Source organism: Bradyrhizobium sp. Leo170 (assembly GCF_004296405.1).
GTDB lineage: Bacteria > Pseudomonadota > Alphaproteobacteria > Rhizobiales > Xanthobacteraceae > Bradyrhizobium.
In genome coordinates, this window is sequence record NZ_PSRR01000157.1 from 1 (window position 1) to 18,304 (window position 18,304).

Below are 18,304 nucleotides of genomic sequence, written 5' to 3' on the forward strand. Positions count from 1 at the left end.
CGAGGTGCGGCTGAAGGACCAGGCCGAGGTGCTCGCGCGCGCGGCGCCCCTGGTGAAGCCGGGCGGGCGCATCGCCTACATCACCTGCTCGGTGCTGCCGGCCGAGAACGGCGAGCAGGTCGGAGCCTTCCTCGCCCGCCATGGCGAATTCTCGATCATCCCACCCGAACAGACCGCCAGCATCCTCTGGGACAAGGCGGAAGCCTTCGCCGCCGCGGCCCTGCCGTCGCCGGAAGGCTGGCTGATGACCCCCCGCCGCACCGGAACCGATGGCTTCTTCGTCTCGATCCTGAAGCGAACGGGGTAGGTGCGTAAGGGTGGGCAAAGCGCAGCGTGCCCACCATCCACGGGCGGTGCAAGAAAGGTGGGCACGCTCCGCTTTGCCCACCCTACGAGCTGTCGGCAAAACCCCGTGGATGGCCGTCACCAGCCCGCACCCGCCGCCCCCGGGAGGGTTGCGATGCCGCCCCCCGTCGCGTATCTGCTGTCCATGACAGCCGCCAAGCCCGACCGCTCGCCGTCGACGCCCTCCGTGGCCTCGGCGCATGACAAGATTCTGATTGTCGATTTCGGCAGTCAGGTGACGCAATTGATCGCCCGCCGCGTCCGCGAGGAGGGCGTCTATTCCGAGATCGTGCCATTCCAGAAGGCGGAGGCCGCCTTCAAGGACATGAAGCCCAAGGCGGTGATCCTCTCCGGCGGCCCGGAATCGGTGCATGAGGAGGGCTCGCCGCGCGCGCCGCAGCTCATCTTCGACTCCGGCGTCCCCGTGCTCGGCATCTGCTACGGCCAGATGACCATGGCCGCCCAGCTCGGCGGCGAGGTCGAGGGCGGTCACCACCGCGAGTTCGGCCGCGCCGATCTGGAAGTAAAGACCGCGAGCAAACTGTTCGACGACACCTGGTCGATGGGCGAGCGCCACCAGGTCTGGATGAGCCATGGCGACCGGATCACGAAGATGCCGCCGGGCTTCACCGTGGCCGGCATCTCGGCCAACGCTCCGTTCGCGGTGATCCAGGACGAGAAGCGGAAATATTACGGCCTGATGTTCCACCCCGAGGTGGTGCACACGCCCGACGGCGCCAAGCTCCTGCGCAACTTCGTCCGCAAGGTCGCCGGCCTCACCGGCGACTGGACCATGCGCGCCTTCCGCGACGAGGCGATCGAGAAGATCCGCGCCCAGGTCGGCAGTCGCAGGGTGATCTGCGGCCTCTCCGGCGGCGTCGATTCCGCGGTCGCGGCCGTCTTGATTCATGAAGCGATCGGCGACCAGCTCACCTGCGTCTTCGTCGACCATGGCCTCTTGCGCCTCAACGAGGCCGAGACCGTCGTCGACCTGTTCCGCCATCACTACAACATCCCGCTGGTTCACGTTGATGCGTCGAAGCAATTCCTCGGCGAGCTCCAAGGGGTCACCGACCCCGAGCAGAAGCGCAAGACCATCGGCCGCCTCTTCATCGACGTGTTCGAGCAGGAGGCCAAAAAGATCGGCGGCGCCGAATTCCTGGCGCAGGGCACGCTCTATCCCGACGTGATCGAAAGCGTCTCCTTCACCGGCGGCCCGTCGGTGACGATCAAGTCGCACCACAATGTCGGCGGCCTGCCCGAACGCATGAACATGAAGCTGGTCGAGCCGTTGCGCGAGCTGTTCAAGGACGAAGTCCGCGTGCTAGGCCGCGAGCTCGGCCTCCCCGAAGCCTTCGTCGGCCGCCACCCCTTCCCAGGCCCCGGCCTCGCCATCCGCTGCCCCGGCGACATCACACGCGAAAAGCTCGACATCCTCCGCCAGGCCGACGCCGTCTACATCGACCAGATCCGCAAGGCCGGGCTGTACGACGCGATCTGGCAGGCCTTCGCGGTGCTGCTCCCGGTGAAGACGGTCGGCGTGATGGGCGACGGCCGGACGTATGAATACGTCGTCGGCCTGCGCGCGGTGACGTCGACCGACGGCATGACCGCGGACTTCTATCAGTTCGACATGAGCTTCCTGGGGGCGACGGCGACGCGGATCATCAATGAGGTCAAGGGCGTCAACCGGGTGGTGTACGACGTGACCAGCAAGCCCCCGGGGACGATTGAGTGGGAGTGAAATAGCATCGTCTCACTCCGCCTCATGCAGTATCGAAAATCGCACGAAACCCAAGCGGGATAAGGATTTAGCGGCTCATGTAGTCTCAGCCGCTATCACCTAATCTCGCTCACTTTGACGGTCGTCGTGACGGTACTTTTTGAAGCGGTCGAAATCGCCGCTTCCAGTACCGTCAGAGGGTCTGACGGTATCAAGCGGCAAATCAAGTGAGGCTGATTTGCTGACTGATCGAGAGCTTGGCGCGCTGGCGCCGAAAGAGAAACTGTTCAAGGTGACGGACCGCGATGGCATGTACGTGGCGGTGCTGCCGTCCGGGACGAGGGCATTTCGGTTCGACTACCGACTCAACGGCCGGCGCGAGACCCTGGCGATCGGGCGTTACGACCCAGCCTGCAAGGTGACACGCGATCTCGAGACGCTTGAGTACGGGATGAGCATCTCCTTGCGCGAGGCGCGCACGCTTCTTGACCGCGCGCGGCGCGACGTAGAGCGGGGAGTGTCGCCATCTCGCGCAAAGGCAGAGAAACGCGCCGCAGCGGCTGAGGCGCTGACGTTCGGCGGCTGGGCGCAGGCCTACTTTAAGCACAAGGCAGATCCCCGGAGTGGAGGGGAGCAGCTAGCGGACAGCACGCTTGAACTGCGGCAGTCGACGTATCGGCGGGTTATCGAGCCCGAGCTGGGTCGTCTGAAGCTCGAGGAGGTGACGCCGCAGCGCCTGATGCGTCTGTGCCTTGACGCGAAGGAGAAGCGCGGCCCTGCTGTTGGGGTCCATGTTCGGGAAGTAGTGCACGCTGTGTTCCGCCACGCACAGGGCAGTGGCATTTCGATCCCGAATCCGGCGGATAACGTGCGAGCCAGTGCTATCGCGACTTTCGAGCCGCGTGATCGCGCATTGTCTCCGGCCGAGATCCGAAAGTTCTTCACGGCTCTGGAGCAGATTGCTGCCGCGCCAACGCTGCGCCTGGCGCTGAAATTCGTTCTGCTCACCGGCGTGCGAAAGTCCGAGTTCATTGATGCGACTTGGAGCGAAGTCGACTTCGATACGGAGCGCTGGACGATTCCTGCAAGTCGCATGAAGGCCGGGAAGGCTCACGTCGTGCCGCTGAGCGAGCAGGCGTTGGACATCCTGACGGCGTTCCGTTCGTGCTTTGGGGCGAGCCGCTACCTACATCCAGGACGGTATGACAGCGACACGCCTATCAGCAATGCCACACTGAATCGCGTGATTGACGCGGCGGTGGAGCTGATCCGAAAGGACGATCCCGAGTTTCAGTCGTTCGGAGTGCACGACCTGAGGCGCACGTTCTCCACGCAGCTTAACCGCATGCATTGGGACGAGCGATGGGTTGAATTCGCACTCGCGCACGCGCCGCGAAATCGAATTGCGAGCGTTTACAACACGAACAAATACCTGCGAGAGCGCGCAATCATGCTGCAGGCGTGGGCTGACACGGTTGATTGCTGGGTGCGCGGCGAGTCAGCGAAGGGTCTGATCTCGGATGCTAAGAGCCGCGCAACCGAAGTCCCTGTCGACGCGCTCGACGACGACATGTGACTTAGAGTCAACCTGTCACGAACACGCCTCGCCTAGTGCGGGGCGTTGTTTTTTGTCGACACGCCCAATCGCGCACCTGGCGTGGAAACTCCAGAAACGCATTGCTGCCTTTGACCTCTCTTGGTCGTGACAGCCCAATTCAACTCATGCGCTCTCATGCAATCTCACTGTGGAGTTGAAAATGAAAAAGGAAATTGAGCTGGAAAAGTACATTCGTCCTTCTCAACTGATCAAAGAGCGGTTCGTGCCATTCAGCGCCCCGACACTGTGGCGGAAGGTAAAGAACGGCAAGTTCCCGCAGCCGGTAAAGATCAACGGCGTCACGGCGTGGCCCCTTTCGGTCATTCGCGCGTGGCAGCAGCAGGTCAGCGGCGGCGCCGCGCAGGAGGCCGCATGACCGCCCCGGACATCGACCTGGACGCCGAAGCAGTCCATCTGCTCGCCCAGCGTCGCGCATCCCCCCGCCTACTGATTGGCTATCTGGTGGCGGTCGCTGCCGTGTTCGAGTTGATGGGCTGGCAGGAAATCACGGATCCGCCAGCCGGCACTCGGCAATGGCGACCGCTGGGAGCGGGTAGCGAAGACGTGCACGCGACCGTCCGCGCGGCGAGTGGCTGCGCCGTAGACCTTCGCGGCGGCGAACTCATCGAGCGGCACGCTGACGCCTGGGCCCTGTTCGGCCGACTCGTGGCACTCGCGGCGTGCGGCCACGGCAAGCTTCCGGAACGCACGCCAGAGGCCCAACGATTGGCGGCGCGCGCGTTGGCGGGCAGCGCTGGCGTTTTCGACGAGAGTTTGATCGAGGAGTTTCAGGCGGATCCGGAAATCGTCGCGCCGTTCTTCGACGAAATCGCGGCCCGCGTCGCTGAATTCATGGAAAAGCAATGAACGCTACTTCACACGCTCACCGGCACCGCCCGGTTATTACCGTCAAGCGCGCGTTCCTCCGTAGCCAGCCGCTGGATCAGCAGGCAACCTCGGCAACGCAGGACCGCGCGCCTCATCCTCAGTTCGGCCAGCCGGCCGCTGAGAAGCCGCCGCGTCAGTGGTCGATGCAATTCGAGACACGATGCCTGCTTCGCGTTCTCGGGCCGGCTCGCGGGGACGCTACCGGCCGCAAGCTGATCTGCACGCACGAACGCGGCAACGGCGAAGAACTCGGAACGTTGTGCGCTCGCCTGCCTTGGGGCTCACCCGTGCCTGCTACTGGGACGCGCATCGAGGCCGCCGGACTGGTGGCAACATGCTCCAACGGCCGGCATGTGCCGCTTGTTCGCCTGGAGATTTCCAGATGGGCGCCGAAGTGACCGGCGCGGATAACATGAATTCTATTCAAGTTAGCGACCAGTCCGTCGCTTCCTTGAGAAAATTTCATGTTATTCGGCGCTGCTCAAATTTGATCAAGGCCCTTTAAAATCAATGGCTTGCCAAATTTGATACGTTTGACGCCTGCGCGCGACTGGCTCGACAATTCGCCCACGCGGACACTTTCCGCGCAACCCGCCCGGCCCTGGGCCCAAAAGTGAAAGCCCGGGCCGCTCTCAACGGACACCGGGCTTCCAAACCAAACAACATGAATTCTACTACAACTGACGCCCGCGTAGGGCAATTCACCCAGAAAAATCTCTCCGAAGCCGACGTGATCGACCAGTTCTGCTGCGCGATGCGCGAGCAGGATATCCACGTGTCGCTGGCGGACATCAGAGCCGACGGCAAGCTGCATCGGATCCGCGCCGAGGGCGACAGGGACAAGACCGTCTGGTACGTGCTGCACGCCGACGACCGGCCGGCCGGGATGTTCGGGTGCAACCGCCGCTACGGCTACGATCAGAAATTCACCTGGAAGGCTGACATCAAGCGCGCGCCGATGACGGCGGCTGAGAAGCGCGCCTATCGCGAGCGCATGGAACGTCTGGATGCTGAGCGCGCCGCGCAGCTCGCCGCAGATCGCGCTGCCGCTGCTGAGCACGCCCAACGCCTGTGGAACGAGGCGGCCGAGTGCGACGCGCACTCTTACCTCGAGCGCAAGGGAATTCGTTCTCACGGCCTGCGTGTCGGCCGCTGGGAAGTCATCGACCAGGACACCGGCGAGGCGCGCACGGTCACCAATGAGGCCCTGCTGATCCCAATCCGCGATCTCAAGAAGAAGATCCACAGCCTGCAGGCCATCATGCCCGAGAAGCGCGAGGGCGCCCCGGACAAGTGGTATCTGCAGGACGGGGCGAAAGAGGGAAATTTCTCGACCATCGGCCGGCCGCTCGAGCACAACGGCAAGCAAGTCATCATCATCTGCGAAGGCTACGCTACTGGCGCCAGCATCCACGAGGCAACCGGGCACGCGGTCATCGTCGCGTTCGACGCGCCGAACCTGCTTCCCGTGGCGAAGGTCTGGCGCGAGCGGTTTCCGGACGCCATCATCATCATTGCGGCCGACAACGACCAATTCACGCTCAAGCCGATCAAGAACCCGGGCGTGGCCCGCGCACGCGAGGCAGCGGCCGCTGTCGACGCGCTTGTTGCGGTCCCGCCGTTCGCTTCTTCGCTGGGTGCCACAAACGAGCGCGGCGGCCGCGCCCACGGCCCGACGGACTTCAACGACCTGCAGCAGCTCGAGGGGCAAGAGGCTATTTGCGGCGTGATAGATGAAGTGCTGAGTCAGCCGCTGGAGGCCGCGAGCGCCTTCATCGAGGCCGCACTGGAGATAGATGCATTGGCGCCTGTCGTCTTGGTGCCGCGCGCCGATGAGATTGGCGACATTTGCTTTGCGTTCGATGTCGTCGACTTTTTCTCCAATGATCAGGCGGTGGGGCAGTCGATGCGCGGTGTCGTGGCATTCGCCTACGGAGAGTGCGGGCTGCAAGCAGCGGCCGAGAGCGCACGCCGGTTCTTCCCTGGCGCCGAGCTCAAGATCCTTGCCGAGCTGGACAATATTGATGAAGCGCGCCGCGTTGCTGAAGCATCTGGCGCGCACCTGCATCAGCCGCCAGCCGGAGGTGAATGGTGCGGTTGGGCGGACCATCTCTGGCGCGAGATGTGCGCTGTGACCGGTTCGCAAATACTCATGAAATCGGTTGTGCGCTCCAACGTGGCGCCAGCTATGCAGGCCGACTATGATCCGACCGCTCCTATTGCGATGGGCGTGAGCGGTGATTTGTTCGGATTTTGGACGCGAGAAGGCAAAGTCGAGCTCATTCGAGCCAGCGACGTTTTCAAGGATGCCGGCATTCTCCGCCTGCAGGATCTCGCATACTGGCAGGCGTATTGCACGGAGGCTGGTGCGAGCACCACTGGCGGCAAGTACGATCGCACGATGGTCGGCAACGCGCTGATCCAGAAATCGAAGCTCGTCGGAGCGCTGGATGCGCGCAACGTGCCGGGGTCGGTGGCCTCGCCTGAGGTGGTACAGCGCGAGCTGAATCTGGCCCTGATGCACGCGAAGCCCAACGCTTATGCGGTCGCTCAGGTGCTGCTCGCGCATCCGGATTGGCAGGGTGTCGTCTGGATGAACAAGTTCGCGGAGCGTGTCGAGGCGCGCGTGGATCCGCCGTGCGGCGGCGGTGCCGGGCCTTGGACTGACCGCCATGACATGCTGCTCGGGGCGTGGCTGTCAGCGCAGTACGGTGTGAGCGTGTCGAAGCCGATGGTCGTGGCGGCTGTTGGTCTGCTCGCGCACGCCGACCAGCGTCATCCGGTCCGAGACTATTTGGACCCGCTGGCATGGGACGGCGTACCGAGGCTCGATACATGGCTGACCACGTTCGCCGGCTGCCAGGACGACACATACACGCGGCATGTCGGCGCAAAATCGATGATCGGCGCGGTGGCGCGGATCATGCAGCCGGGCGTGAAATTCGACACTATGCTCGTGCTCGAGGGGGATCAGGGACTCAGGAAGTCCACCCTCATTTGCGCTTTGGCGCCGAACGAGGAGTGGTTCACGGACTCGCTGGATGGCGATCTTGGCTCGAAAGATGCGGCGATCGGGTTGGCGGGGAAATGGTTGATCGAGGTGCCGGAGATGGCGACGCTCGGACGCACTCGTGTGGAAGTGGTCAAGTCGTTCTTGACCAGGCGCGTCGACCATTTCCGGGCTCCGCACGCGGTGCGCGCCGAAGATCATCCGCGTCAGTGCGCGTTCTTCGGGACGATCAACCCGGAAGCGGACGGACGGTATCTGAGCGACACCACTGGCGGCCGCCGCTTCTGGCCGGTGCAGGTCCGCAAAGCGGATGTGCAGGCGCTGAAGGCTGACAGGGATCAGCTCTGGGCAGAAGCGGTCGCGCGCTACAAGGCCGGCGAGCAGTGGTGGCTGACCGATGAAATCGAAGCGCTCGCCAAACACGAGCAGGCGATTCGTCAGGAGAGCAACCCCTGGGCCGATCACGTTGAGCGATTCCTAGCATATTTGCCGCCGGACCAGTTTAATCCGGAGTGGGGCGGCAAACGGACGGCGCGCCTCGAGCAAGTCAGCACCAGCGAAATCTACCTGGCCGTTATGGGTGGGCACATTACAGTGAAGGACCAAAAGGATAGCAAGGCGATCGCAGCGGCGCTGAAGTCAGTCGGTTGGGCTCAGAAGCGAGGCACTATGGGCACAGGTCGATATTGGGTGCGGGAGTGAGCTCGTTGGATCACGGGGGCTCAAGGCGAAACGGATGGTGTGAGTACTTCCAAAAGGCTCTGTGACACAGCTCGTATTGAGTCATCGATTGCATCATAGCCAGCCCTGGGGAGAGGGTGGTGGACTTCGCCTTGGAGCAGCGTTCGGCACCTTTCGTTGACCTCGTCGTCCAACGCTCCAGCAGCCATCAAATAGCGTGGCAGGCTTGCGATCTCACTCTCAGTCGGATTGGAAGCCAGCTTGTCCTTGAGGCGCCGAACAGCCTCCGGGTCGCGTTGCAGCCGTTCGGTGACCGCGCGATTAGTGATCGCCTGGAAATCCCATGTGTTATGGGCGTCGCGATTGATCATTGCCAAAGTCGCTTCAACGAACTCTTCTGCTCCGCTGCGAGCGGATGCGAGATGCACCGATGCGACCCAATCTGAATAGTCCCGGGCCAACTCCATTGGCTTGTGCGGGAACTGATCCACAAGGGGGTCATTGGGGTCAACCAACGCTAACGCCAGGGTCGCCGTCTCCTGCCTAGTCTTGGCCGCTTCCCGCAGTCCCTCCTTGATATCGGCTCTGTCGCGGAAATGGTCTCGGAAGATGTAGGCGCTTTCTAAGCGAATGCGTCGGACATCCCACGGGGAATGATGTTTGTCGGATTTGATGTCCCGACGACCGAACACCCGCCAACAATGGTCAAGAAGGAGTTCACTGGATGGCTGCTCCCTGCCCAGCGCAATCAAACCCCTCAGGCCAAGGATGGTGTCGGACGCCTTGCAATAGACAAGGAAATCGCGGCGTGCGGCCTGCGACGCATGGATGTGAGGTGCCAGGCAGTCCCACATGTGAGTGTTATCTGATCCAAAGCTCCCGAATCGGTCTGCCAAGGTGGTGCCGAACGCCTTACTCAACTCCTCCCAGTGTTCGCACATCAGCGCCATCAAGGCGTCGCTCTCGTTCTTATAGTGGGAGCCGGATGAGATCGACAGAGGCCGATCGCCATAGTCTGTCATAGGCGGAACGTCGCTGACGTGGCCTAGTAGAAGCACGCCAGCGAACGCTGCAGCCCGGCGCTCGTCCAGGTCTGGCCCCCCGGCCCGAAGAGTTTCAATAAGCCTCTGCATGTCGACGGCGCTCGCGCCGTTCGACGTTCGGACGACATGGCGGTGCCAATAGATCGAAGCGGCGATCTTTAGTTCTCCGTCCACCTCAATGTCGTAACCCTCCAGCACACGTTCAAACGCGGGGCGGCTATTAGCTTCGCCATAAGCTGCCTCGGCAATGTCGCCTCGAAGCGTCGCCGGCAACGGCGTCGCGTAACACAAGATTTGCGGTCGGATCTGAGTGTCGTTCTCATACGCCTGTGCGAGAACCTTAAGCGGCGGCGCACGATCTCTCAAAGTCTGTAGTGCGAATTCCCTGACGCGGGCATTGGTCGAAAAATGCGTTAGTAGCGCGGCGTCAGGATAAGACGCTGGAGCGCCTTTGCCGACGGCGGAGAGAAGGGTATCGACGACTTCGCTGTCATCCGGGCCGCATCCTAATGCGCCAAAACCAAGGGCTATCAGATCGAAGCGCGGGTGCTTAGAACTGCGGACGAACGACAAAAGCCGGGTCCTACAAGTATCGAAGTCAGAGATAATTTGCGGGAGAATGGCCGCTAGGTGTTCCAGCTTATCATTCTCCCATGACGCAACCTCGTCCAAGAAGGACGCGACGATGGGATCAGACCGGCCCCAGCCTTCTACCAGCGGCCGAAGTGCCCAATACAGCGTGAAATGTGTCTCGATACGTGCAATGCGGATCAATTCATCCCGCAATTCGTCGCCACCAAGTTCGATGATGGGTGCCTGGAGGTAGTGAAGTCTGTGTCTTCCATCCTCGGATCGGACGTAAGCAACAAATCTCGCCAAAATGTCAGCGTGCTCCTTGGCGAAGGACGTGATGCAATTCCATGAGTCATGTGCCAGCACAAATGGATGCTTGTCATCCAATTCCTGTCTGACCCAATTTGCTACTGCCTGATTGTTCGGTGAGCAGCGGAGCAAATAGTGTATCGCCGATGTGGGATCGAGCTCGCGCCGCGCAATATGCCGGTCCACGGTCTCGAGAGCGATGTCGATAATCGTCGGGTCGTCACCCCAGTAGCGCGACAGCACCGTCCGGCCGGCTGGCCTGTCCCAATGGTCGAGCTCCGAGAAGTCCGCGAGCAGGTTCGCCATGCGGTCTCGGTCGATTTGATCTGCACGTCCGCTAGCCGCACGGCCGGAGATTCCGACGAGTTGAAGTGTGGGATCCAGTGAGTCGACTGCCGCGTCGTGTAGTTGAGCGAGGTCCGGCGTGTCGGGCCATCCTAATGTCAACGCCTCGAGCACGGCGGCAGCCACTGAGAGGTCTAGCGTTGAGCGGAGCTTGTCCCTCAGAGTTTGTCGTACATCCTCGTCGCCGGCATACAGATGTGCTAGCACTCTGGCTGCACCAGCTTGATTGATGCGCTCCTCATAGTGGAGCCCCCTTAGCAGTACGTCCTGCAAGTCCGGCGCTGGTCCCCATTGGCTCAGGATCGTGTAAAGTTCGTACAGGTATTTCTGCCGACACGGCGTCCATGATGCCAGCCGCTCATCAATTGCCGTCGGGGAATTGGTTTCGCCGAGGTTTGTAAGGGCGGCCTTGAGTACCTCTCGGCGCGCGAGCATCCAATCGCCACGCTCGATAATATCGAAGGCGCGGTCCACCAGCCTCTGTGCGGTGGTGGGTTGCTTTCGTGAGGAATTGAAGGCGATGTCGGCGAGGAGCACGTCACGGTTAATCGCACCCTCGCGACTTGCGTCGTCCGCCCGCGCTGACTCAATGGTGCTGACCACGGACTCCACCTCCGTAGGGCGGGACAGCAGCGAGACGAGGTTTGAGATGACGTTGCGCCAAAGGGGGTCCCCCGACTTGGCGCGGATGAAGTCGTTTATGCCGTGGAATTCCCAACGGTGCAGGTACTCCGCAGCGAGATACTCCTCAAATACTGCATGGGCGAAGCCTATTTCTCCGGGAGCGCGCTCGGCTAAAAGTCCCACAGTTTCGGCGTTGACGGCGAGTATCTCGCTGGCCGCGCTTTGCGCGCGCTCCATCGGGTAGGCGAAGGTCGTTGCATCGGCCAGATAGTCCCGGATGGTCTTCCTTGCCTCCTTGATGTCATAGGTGCCGCCGCCGCTAGCCGATCGCGCGACGAACGCCAAGCGACCGAGCGCAGCGCGCCTATCCTCGGCATCGGGTATATTCATGAACCGCGCTTCAGTGTCGCCTGCGGCGGTCGCTCGGTGCTCGGGATGAGTTTCCAGGAGAATCGCGACGAGGCTCTGTATCGCCTGCATCTTGTTTCGGGGGAGGGCGATCTGGCGAATTGAAAGCGCAATTAGGCCGACGAGCAGCAGGGGATTTGCGGCTAGCGAGGCTAGCCTTCGATCACGCGCCAGTTCCGCGAAGAACCGATCGAGGCGCGCTTCGATGGGTGCGCGAATTTCGGGGCCTTGCTCGGATGCCGCAGCTCGATCAAATCTCCTGGAAAACCACACCTCGGCGAGCTTGCGTTGCTGATTGAGCGATAGCGGTGCCAATTCGGCGATCCGCCAGCTCGCCGGAATCGTTCCGATCTTGTCTAGGCCGCGCGGTCTAGCAGTCACAATCGCCGGAACAGCGTGAGTGCCGACAAACGCGAGAAAGTGCTGAAGCGTGGTGCGAGCAGCCTGCTCATTTGACCACTCATCCAAACCATCGAGTAGCAGCAAGACTCGCCTTTCGTCGATCGCGCGATCTAAGAGCGACAGAAGGTCGGCGGTAAGCGCTGGCTGGAGCGTCTCCTGTACGACCTCCTTCAGACCCGCTGCTCGTCCCAGTCGCCCACTGAGGCGGCTCCATCTCGAAAACGAGACGTGGATCGGCAGAAGCTCGCCCCATCGCCGAGCAGTCTGTGGGAAGAGCCCTTGCTTGGTTAGCAGATCAAGCGCAATGCTTCTGAGAAGCGTACTTTTTCCGCTACCGGCGTCGCCGACGACAGCAAGGTGCATACCGTCTCCAAGCCAATTTGGCAGCGATGTCCGTCGGACGTATTCGCGGCGGCGCGCTTTCGTTGGCCCTTTTTCGTCACTTGCCCCCACAGACCCAGTTGCGGTCGACTCAAGTTGAGACTCGTCTTGCTTCGGCGCCTGCTGGGCATCGGCCATAGTGTCCCGGACGAGGACGTCGGGAACGGCGAAGCGTTGCAGCAGTGACGGCGGTGCTTGCGCCACATTATCTAGGGTAAGCGGCAGCGCCACCCCAACGTCCAGCAGGCCAAAATGCGTGTCATAAAAGCCGCGTAGCTGGGCGTACACCCGTGCGAATTCTGCTCCATCCAGGCGTGTGCTCAACGCCTTGGCAGCCTCGAGGCCAAGGAAGGCTTCGACCCATCCGCGACCAAAGAAGTCATCGACAAGCTCTGGATGGCTCCTCAGGAGCTCACTGAGCTCCTCCCCGCCCTGCGGAACGAAGGTTATTCCCTCCGCCCTCAAGATCGCCGCCTGAGCTTCGATCGCATCCTGCACCTTTGTATCGGCAATGGAGGCCTGGACTGCGAGAATCAGCTTTTCGGACTTGTCCTTCCATGCACCGTCTCGGAACGCGTCCACGATCTCTTTTATTTTGCCGGGTGCGATAGACCCATACCGCTTCGCTTGCCAGACTTCATATTTGCCGTTGGCCAACCTGACGAACAGATCGATACCCTTTTGAGCCTGGCCCGCGCGCCCATACCGCGCGACATATTCGACGCGCTCATCCCTGCCAGCCAAACGGTAGCAAAGCCGCTCGAAGTTCTCCCAGGTAAGCTCCCCGAACGGGAGCACCTGGACCCTTGTCTTGACGGGAGGGCATACGGGAGTCCCATCGGCGGGCGCGTTCAAGTCAGCATGGAACGCGGAGCTAAGGTTCTCGCGATCGGTCAATGCCAGTTTCTCCCGCCCACTCTTGCGACTGTGCCGCGTTAATACGGCATCATCGACATCTTCGACACCTACCGCGAAGCAGGCTCGACATCTCCAAAGCCTTGCTGGACAAGGCTTTCGACATGTTCGACACCAAAATCGCGGTTTTCCTAAAGCGATTTTCTATATGACCATGTGTAGGGCAACTCGCGACTATTCCGTCATGTGCCTGCATGCTCTTACAGGAGAACAACCTTTTTCAAAATAGATGTCGAAGATGTCGATGATGTCGAAAGCCTTACGTAGCAAAGGTTTGGGGCTCGACATCTCAAATTTGATTGGTGTCGAAGATGTCGAAGCCCACCGAGGCCTGCTAACCGGTTACCCGTGTGCATTGGGAGGACGGAGTGGCACGCTTGCGTCGTGAATCGGAACTGGGCGAGCGAAGGTCAAGAGGGCACCTCGCGACATTCAAAACTGCCGCCCTGTGCTGCAACAGTTTGCAGGACGGCACATCAAATTTGATATGTGCCGGATGTGCCGTCGACTGACTTCTGGCATTCCCTTCACGGTCTGCCCCGTTCCTTGGAAGCCGGACCAGGGCGATGGCGCCTCACTTCCGACTATCCCGGTCCCTTAGCCCTCGGCGGTCACCGGGGGCGCAGGTAGTGGCTGCTCAAGCGCCGAAGTGCTGGCGAATGCCGGGCCACTGGGGCCTTCACCGAAATTAGCTGAGTGCGCAACCAAACCGCCGTGTCGTCCCGCGCTGATGGTCGGGACGATAGACTGTTTCGAAACGCTTTGGAGTTTCGATATGGCCCGTCCGCCCAGCCCTGAACAGTTCGCTGCCCTGCAACGCATCCGCGAGTGCATGGCGGAGCATGGGGAGGAGAAGGGCGTGCGGATTGCACGAGCCGACTTCCCGAAAGTCCACAAGGCAACGTGGAGCCGGTGGTGCAAGCAGATCCGCGAGGAGGATGCTCGATTTGCTTCTGCTCCGTCCCTTGTTTCCGCTGCTCCGGTGCCGATCAAGGCCGAGCCGGTGCGGCCGACGGAGTTGGTCGTCGAGCCCGGCGTGATCGATCTCTTCCGGGAGTTGTCGAGCCTGCTCGAGGACTGCGACTTGCTGCGCAACTACGCGGCGCCGATAGACCCAACAACGGGAAGGCGCAAGGTGCGCAACCCGATGATGACCGTTCAGGCCGCGCGACTGAGGGTCACGGTGCTGGATTTGGCGCAACGCCATAGCGAGTCGGCCTGGCACATCGAGCGCATCCGCGCCCAGCATGCGCAAATCATTGAGGTGCTCAGCAAGGCGTTGAATGAGGCCGGAGATCAGGAGCTAACGAGGAAGGTCATCGGCGCGATGCGTGCGCTGCAGGATCGCCACGAGGCGAGCGTGAGGTATCTGGGTGGTGAACGGCACGCGGAGGCGGCCGCATGAACACGAGCTCCGACGAATTCGCGCAAAGGCTGCGGGCGCAGCTCGACCAGATTGACCAGGACGAGCAGGCGTTGCGTGCAGCAGGTCGCGCAAAGCAGGCCGGCGAATGCGCGCGCCGGAGCGCTGCCATTCGCCGGCAGCTCGAGCGCTACCTCGCCGGGACGGCAGATCGGCGGGCGGCTTCCGATGCTCGCGCGGGAGGGAGTTTGCGCGAGTTGGTCGACGGAATCGAACGGCGGCTTGCTGAGTGCGATTTCGCGTTGCCCGATGGTGGGCCCCGATGATGGACGCTGGCTACCTGGGCCACCTTTGGGCGCTGACGCCACACGTCAGCCGCTGCTGCTTTGCGCGTGTTCTTGCCTGTGAGGGGGGCCGCGAGGAACGGGTCTACCGTTGCAGCAACTGCGGCTCGCAAGCCGAAGGCGGGGAGGCGCGCGTGCTCTGCGCTTGCGGATCGGTGTTGGCGGACGGCAGCGATGCGCGCATCCGGTGCCAAGTCAACGAGGACCCGACCCCGGAATATCCTGGCGAGATAGTCGCGGCCGAGCTGGGCAACGGGCCCTAGCTGTGCTCGCTAAACGGTTAGAATTCGTCGGCGGCAATCGCATAGGTCCGATCGTCGCGGCACCTGTGCTCAATGTAGCCGCGCAGGCTGGAGGGCTCGGTGGTCGGTGCGGGCGCGCCTAACATCTCTTCCATGAAGCGCTGTAGTTGCCGCTTGGTGACGGGTACGCGTATCTCACCGTGCTGAGGATATTCGATCGCTAGGCCTTCCCGCTGTGCCCACTCGCTCAGATGATTGATCCAATATGGGCCGGCGGAGGAGGGAGAATGCCGGCGCGCGGCGACTGCGCTAAGAATGCGGCCAGATCGTCATCGTCGCCTGCCTCGATCCAGGCGCTGCTGAAAGTCATGTCATATCTGCTCGGATGATGACGGCCGGCTTGGCATTTCGGCGCGCGCCGCGTCCATCATGGCCTGGGCTTCGTCCTCGCTCAGAGTGTGGCCCCAGTCGACGGGCTTTATCTGACCAGCCTGCCCGTAGGGCACAAAGCGACCCTCCCTGGCGCTCCAGACTTCCTGGGGAACGCCCCGGGCCGGGCCCCGAAACAGGGCACCTTCGTTTTCGATGAAGATCATTGCGTTCTCCGTATTCGACATTATCGTGCGTAACGGTCTGCGGGGGTTGATCCATCGGCGCCTCGCAGATACCGATACAACGAAACCCGGCTGATATTTAGCGATCGGGCTACGGCGGCTTTCTCGTCGCCGGCGGCACAGCGCTTGCGGAGCTCGTCGATCTGCTGCGCATTTAGTTTGGGGGCACGTCCTTTGTAGACATCGCCCTTGGCCTTCGCAATCGCGATGCCTTCGCGCTGACGCTCGCGGATCATGGCGCGCTCGAATTGTGCGAAGCCAGCGAGCATCGTCATCATCAAGTCCGCCATTGGATCGGTGACGTTGGCGCGAAACGTCAGCCCTTCTTTGACGAATTCGACGGTTACGCCTTTGGCGTTCAGCGACGCGACCATATCGAGGAGGTTCGCGGTGTTGCGTGCGGCCCGATCGATGCTGTGCACGACCAACGTATCGCCGGAGCGAACGTAGTCGAGCGCCTTTTGCAGTTCTGGCCGATCCGTGTTCTTCCCACTGGCCTTGTCGGTGAAGGTCTTATCCAGCGTCATGCCGTCTAGCTGGCGTTCCGTGTTTTGGTCGACGGAAGAAACCCTGATGTATCCAACTCTGTGTCCTTTGCTCATTGGCTACCCCTTAGTGTACAGATAGATTCTAAGGGACTAGTGATACTACGTAAAGAAATATCTTTTCGACCCTATTGTTACGCGAATGGGGTGGATTCCGAGCGTCGAAACGATGCTCCGTATGGGTGTACTCCAAGGTTACGTGTGCCATAGAGCGCCAACCCGGGCCCCACAGCGCCAGGTCGTGACACGACCATTGCTCAATCGAATCTCGCCTGGAGTGCGAATTGATTGAGTCGGATCGGATCGTTCGGATCCAAGAAGTCGTCAAGATCACCGGCCTCAGCCGGAGGTCCATTTACCGCGCCATGGTGGCGGGGATTTTTCCGAAGCAAGTCGATGTCGGCATGCGCGCTGCGGCGTGGATGCTTAGCGACGTGCAAGCGTGGCTCTCGTCTCGCCAGACTGCCGGGTGGTCCGCGTAATGTGCCGGCAGAGACGCAAGATGGCAAAGGAACAGGCCATTCGCGAGTACTGGGCAAAGGTTCCGGGGTTCTATGAACGAAAAGGGTTCGACTCGGCCGATGAATTCCTTGAGCATGGGACGTGTTTTGCGTGTGGGTTCATATACCGAGATCCTCCGCAGCGCGCTCATATTTATCCTCACGTGAAGGGTGGTTCGGGTGATCCCGATAACCTCCACATGCTCTGCTACGTCTGCCATAAGGATTCCGAGCATCTAGAGGGCGATGCTTATTGGGACTGGTTTTGGGAGAGAGACTTCCTTAGTGCCGCATTGAGCCTCGCGTGCAGGAACGGCAATAACTTTGGATATCTACTTCCTTTGGCCGCAGCTTCTCGTAGGCGCCCCCCGATCTGACTCTCTGCAGAAGTGTTCAGCATTATTCAGGTCGTGACACGATCATCATCCCGTCGAAACCGAAGACGGATGAATCAATGAAAGACAGACAACCCAAACCCTTTGGCGCCATGCCCGAGGTCGGGCTCGTGCGCAAAGCCACGCTCCTGCAAGTGCTCGGGATTAGCGGGCCCACGCTGTGGAGGTGGATCCAGTCGGGGCGCTTCCCTCGAGCCGACTATCGCTTAGGCCCGCGCCTGCCTGTGTGGCCGGCTGAGGAGGTGCGGCGCTGGCTGGCGGATAACGGATTTGCAGGGGAGCAAGTATGAGCGCTGTTCGATGGTTTGATGTCGACGAGAACTATGACGCTGGGATGATTGATCTGACCCGGTTCGGCTTCGCCGTCGATACGGTCCACCAATGGCTCGATGCCCATGGATGGGATGTCTGCGCATATGGCCCAGCAGTTGCCATCTGGACCTGCCCGCCGTTCAAGCGGCAGGCGGGCGACAAGAGCCCATTCGTTCTATTCGACAAGCGTGCGCCAAACGAGGTCATCGTCTTCCGGGAAACCGGCGAGCAGGTCTGCTGCCATAATCCAGGCGAACTGCTGGGCGAACTGGTTTGCCTGTACCGGCGCCGTCGGATTGGCGAGCTCCATCCTGCAAAGATGGCTGAGGCGATCAGCAACTACCTCCTCTATGGGAGCGCCAGCCCTCGGCTTCTGAAGCAGGCCAAAGAGCAGGTTGCGGCTGCCGGGGCCGACGCTCGTCGCTGGTAAATCTCTTTCCAAGACACTGAATTCTATTCACGCGTCGCGATTTACGAATACGCGACGTGGCGGTCGCGGCACTGGCGCGCGAGCTCGTAACATCCGGGCAGATAATGAGCCAAGCATACAGTTGCTGCAGTCGGAGCATGACTAGGGCCAAGCCAATAAGGGTTGCTCGTCTCCTGCCGCTTCCAGCTCGATTCCAGACATCGGGCACGTTGAGCAGTTCGTCAGAAATTGACCCCAACGGACATTCGGACGGCCGTTCAGGTAAGGTTCCGGGGCTGCCAATCTGTTCCAATGCGCGGCTGTGTCCGTATTTGC

Annotated in this window: 15 protein-coding genes and 1 pseudogene; 13 read left to right on the forward strand and 3 right to left on the reverse strand. The window is 61.3% G+C overall.

Features of this window, described 5'->3' with window-relative positions; all coding sequences use genetic code 11:
- From CWO89_RS24170 to CWO89_RS24200, 7 genes and pseudogenes are all read left to right on the forward strand, one after another.
- Positions 1-307 (forward strand): annotated as a pseudogene (locus CWO89_RS24170) (MFS transporter); the annotation flags it as partial.
- 183 nt (positions 308-490) lie between these two features.
- Positions 491-2,089: a glutamine-hydrolyzing GMP synthase gene (gene guaA, locus CWO89_RS24175; protein WP_130581233.1), complete on the forward strand. Its 1,599-nt coding sequence runs from the start codon at positions 491-493 to the stop codon at positions 2,087-2,089.
- A gap of 217 nt (positions 2,090-2,306) precedes the next feature.
- On the forward strand, positions 2,307-3,644 hold the full coding sequence (locus tag CWO89_RS24180; protein ID WP_130581219.1) for a tyrosine-type recombinase/integrase: 1,338 nt from the start codon (positions 2,307-2,309) through the stop codon (positions 3,642-3,644).
- A gap of 181 nt (positions 3,645-3,825) precedes the next feature.
- Positions 3,826-4,041 carry a helix-turn-helix transcriptional regulator gene (locus CWO89_RS24185; protein ID WP_130581220.1) on the forward strand — a complete coding sequence of 72 codons (216 nt, stop codon included), beginning with the start codon at positions 3,826-3,828 and terminating at the stop codon, positions 4,039-4,041.
- On the forward strand, positions 4,038-4,532 hold the full coding sequence (locus CWO89_RS24190) for a hypothetical protein (RefSeq protein ID WP_130581221.1): 495 nt from the start codon (positions 4,038-4,040) through the stop codon (positions 4,530-4,532). The genes CWO89_RS24185 and CWO89_RS24190 overlap by 4 nt, the downstream gene beginning before the upstream one ends.
- Positions 4,529-4,951, forward strand: coding sequence for a hypothetical protein (locus CWO89_RS24195; protein ID WP_130581222.1), 423 nt, complete (start codon positions 4,529-4,531; stop codon positions 4,949-4,951). Before CWO89_RS24190 ends, CWO89_RS24195 begins: the two co-directional genes overlap by 4 nt.
- Before the next feature lie 332 nt (positions 4,952-5,283).
- Positions 5,284-8,265 (forward strand): VapE domain-containing protein, encoded by a 2,982-nt coding sequence (locus CWO89_RS24200; protein WP_165421311.1) that lies wholly within the window; start codon positions 5,284-5,286, stop codon positions 8,263-8,265.
- Between the two features lie 20 nt (positions 8,266-8,285).
- Here the strand turns inward: CWO89_RS24200 and CWO89_RS24205 are convergent, their stop codons facing one another.
- Positions 8,286-13,226 carry an NACHT domain-containing protein gene (locus CWO89_RS24205; RefSeq protein WP_130581224.1) on the reverse strand — a complete coding sequence of 1,647 codons (4,941 nt, stop codon included), beginning with the start codon at positions 13,224-13,226 and terminating at the stop codon, positions 8,286-8,288.
- A 793-nt stretch (positions 13,227-14,019) separates the two neighbouring features.
- Here CWO89_RS24205 and CWO89_RS24210 point away from each other — a divergent pair.
- Entirely contained in the window at positions 14,020-14,649 is a 630-nt protein-coding gene (locus tag CWO89_RS24210; protein ID WP_130581225.1) for a hypothetical protein, read from the forward strand.
- Entirely contained in the window at positions 14,646-14,933 is a 288-nt protein-coding gene (locus CWO89_RS24215; protein ID WP_130581226.1) for a hypothetical protein, read from the forward strand. Before CWO89_RS24210 ends, CWO89_RS24215 begins: the two co-directional genes overlap by 4 nt.
- A gap of 631 nt (positions 14,934-15,564) precedes the next feature.
- On the opposite strand, the gene CWO89_RS24220 is transcribed toward CWO89_RS24215, so the two are convergent.
- Positions 15,565-15,789: a hypothetical protein gene (locus CWO89_RS24220; protein WP_130581227.1), complete on the reverse strand. Its 225-nt coding sequence runs from the start codon at positions 15,787-15,789 to the stop codon at positions 15,565-15,567.
- A gap of 20 nt (positions 15,790-15,809) precedes the next feature.
- Positions 15,810-16,409 carry a recombinase family protein gene (locus CWO89_RS24225; protein WP_130581228.1) on the reverse strand — a complete coding sequence of 200 codons (600 nt, stop codon included), beginning with the start codon at positions 16,407-16,409 and terminating at the stop codon, positions 15,810-15,812.
- A 227-nt stretch (positions 16,410-16,636) separates the two neighbouring features.
- Here CWO89_RS24225 and CWO89_RS49620 point away from each other — a divergent pair, with 227 nt between their 5' ends.
- The 4 genes from CWO89_RS49620 to CWO89_RS24245 all read left to right on the forward strand — a co-directional run bounded on the left by CWO89_RS49620 (position 16,637) and on the right by CWO89_RS24245 (position 17,989).
- Entirely contained in the window at positions 16,637-16,834 is a 198-nt protein-coding gene (locus CWO89_RS49620; protein WP_130581229.1) for a helix-turn-helix transcriptional regulator, read from the forward strand.
- A gap of 20 nt (positions 16,835-16,854) precedes the next feature.
- Positions 16,855-17,229 (forward strand): HNH endonuclease, encoded by a 375-nt coding sequence (locus tag CWO89_RS49625; RefSeq protein ID WP_165421312.1) that lies wholly within the window; start codon positions 16,855-16,857, stop codon positions 17,227-17,229.
- Positions 17,230-17,339: 110 nt separating this feature from the next.
- Positions 17,340-17,537: a helix-turn-helix transcriptional regulator gene (locus CWO89_RS49630; protein ID WP_463700316.1), complete on the forward strand. Its 198-nt coding sequence runs from the start codon at positions 17,340-17,342 to the stop codon at positions 17,535-17,537.
- A gap of 44 nt (positions 17,538-17,581) precedes the next feature.
- Complete coding sequence (locus tag CWO89_RS24245; RefSeq protein ID WP_130581232.1) at positions 17,582-17,989, forward strand: hypothetical protein; 408 nt, start codon at positions 17,582-17,584, stop codon at positions 17,987-17,989.
- Positions 17,990-18,304: the final 315 nt, after the last annotated feature.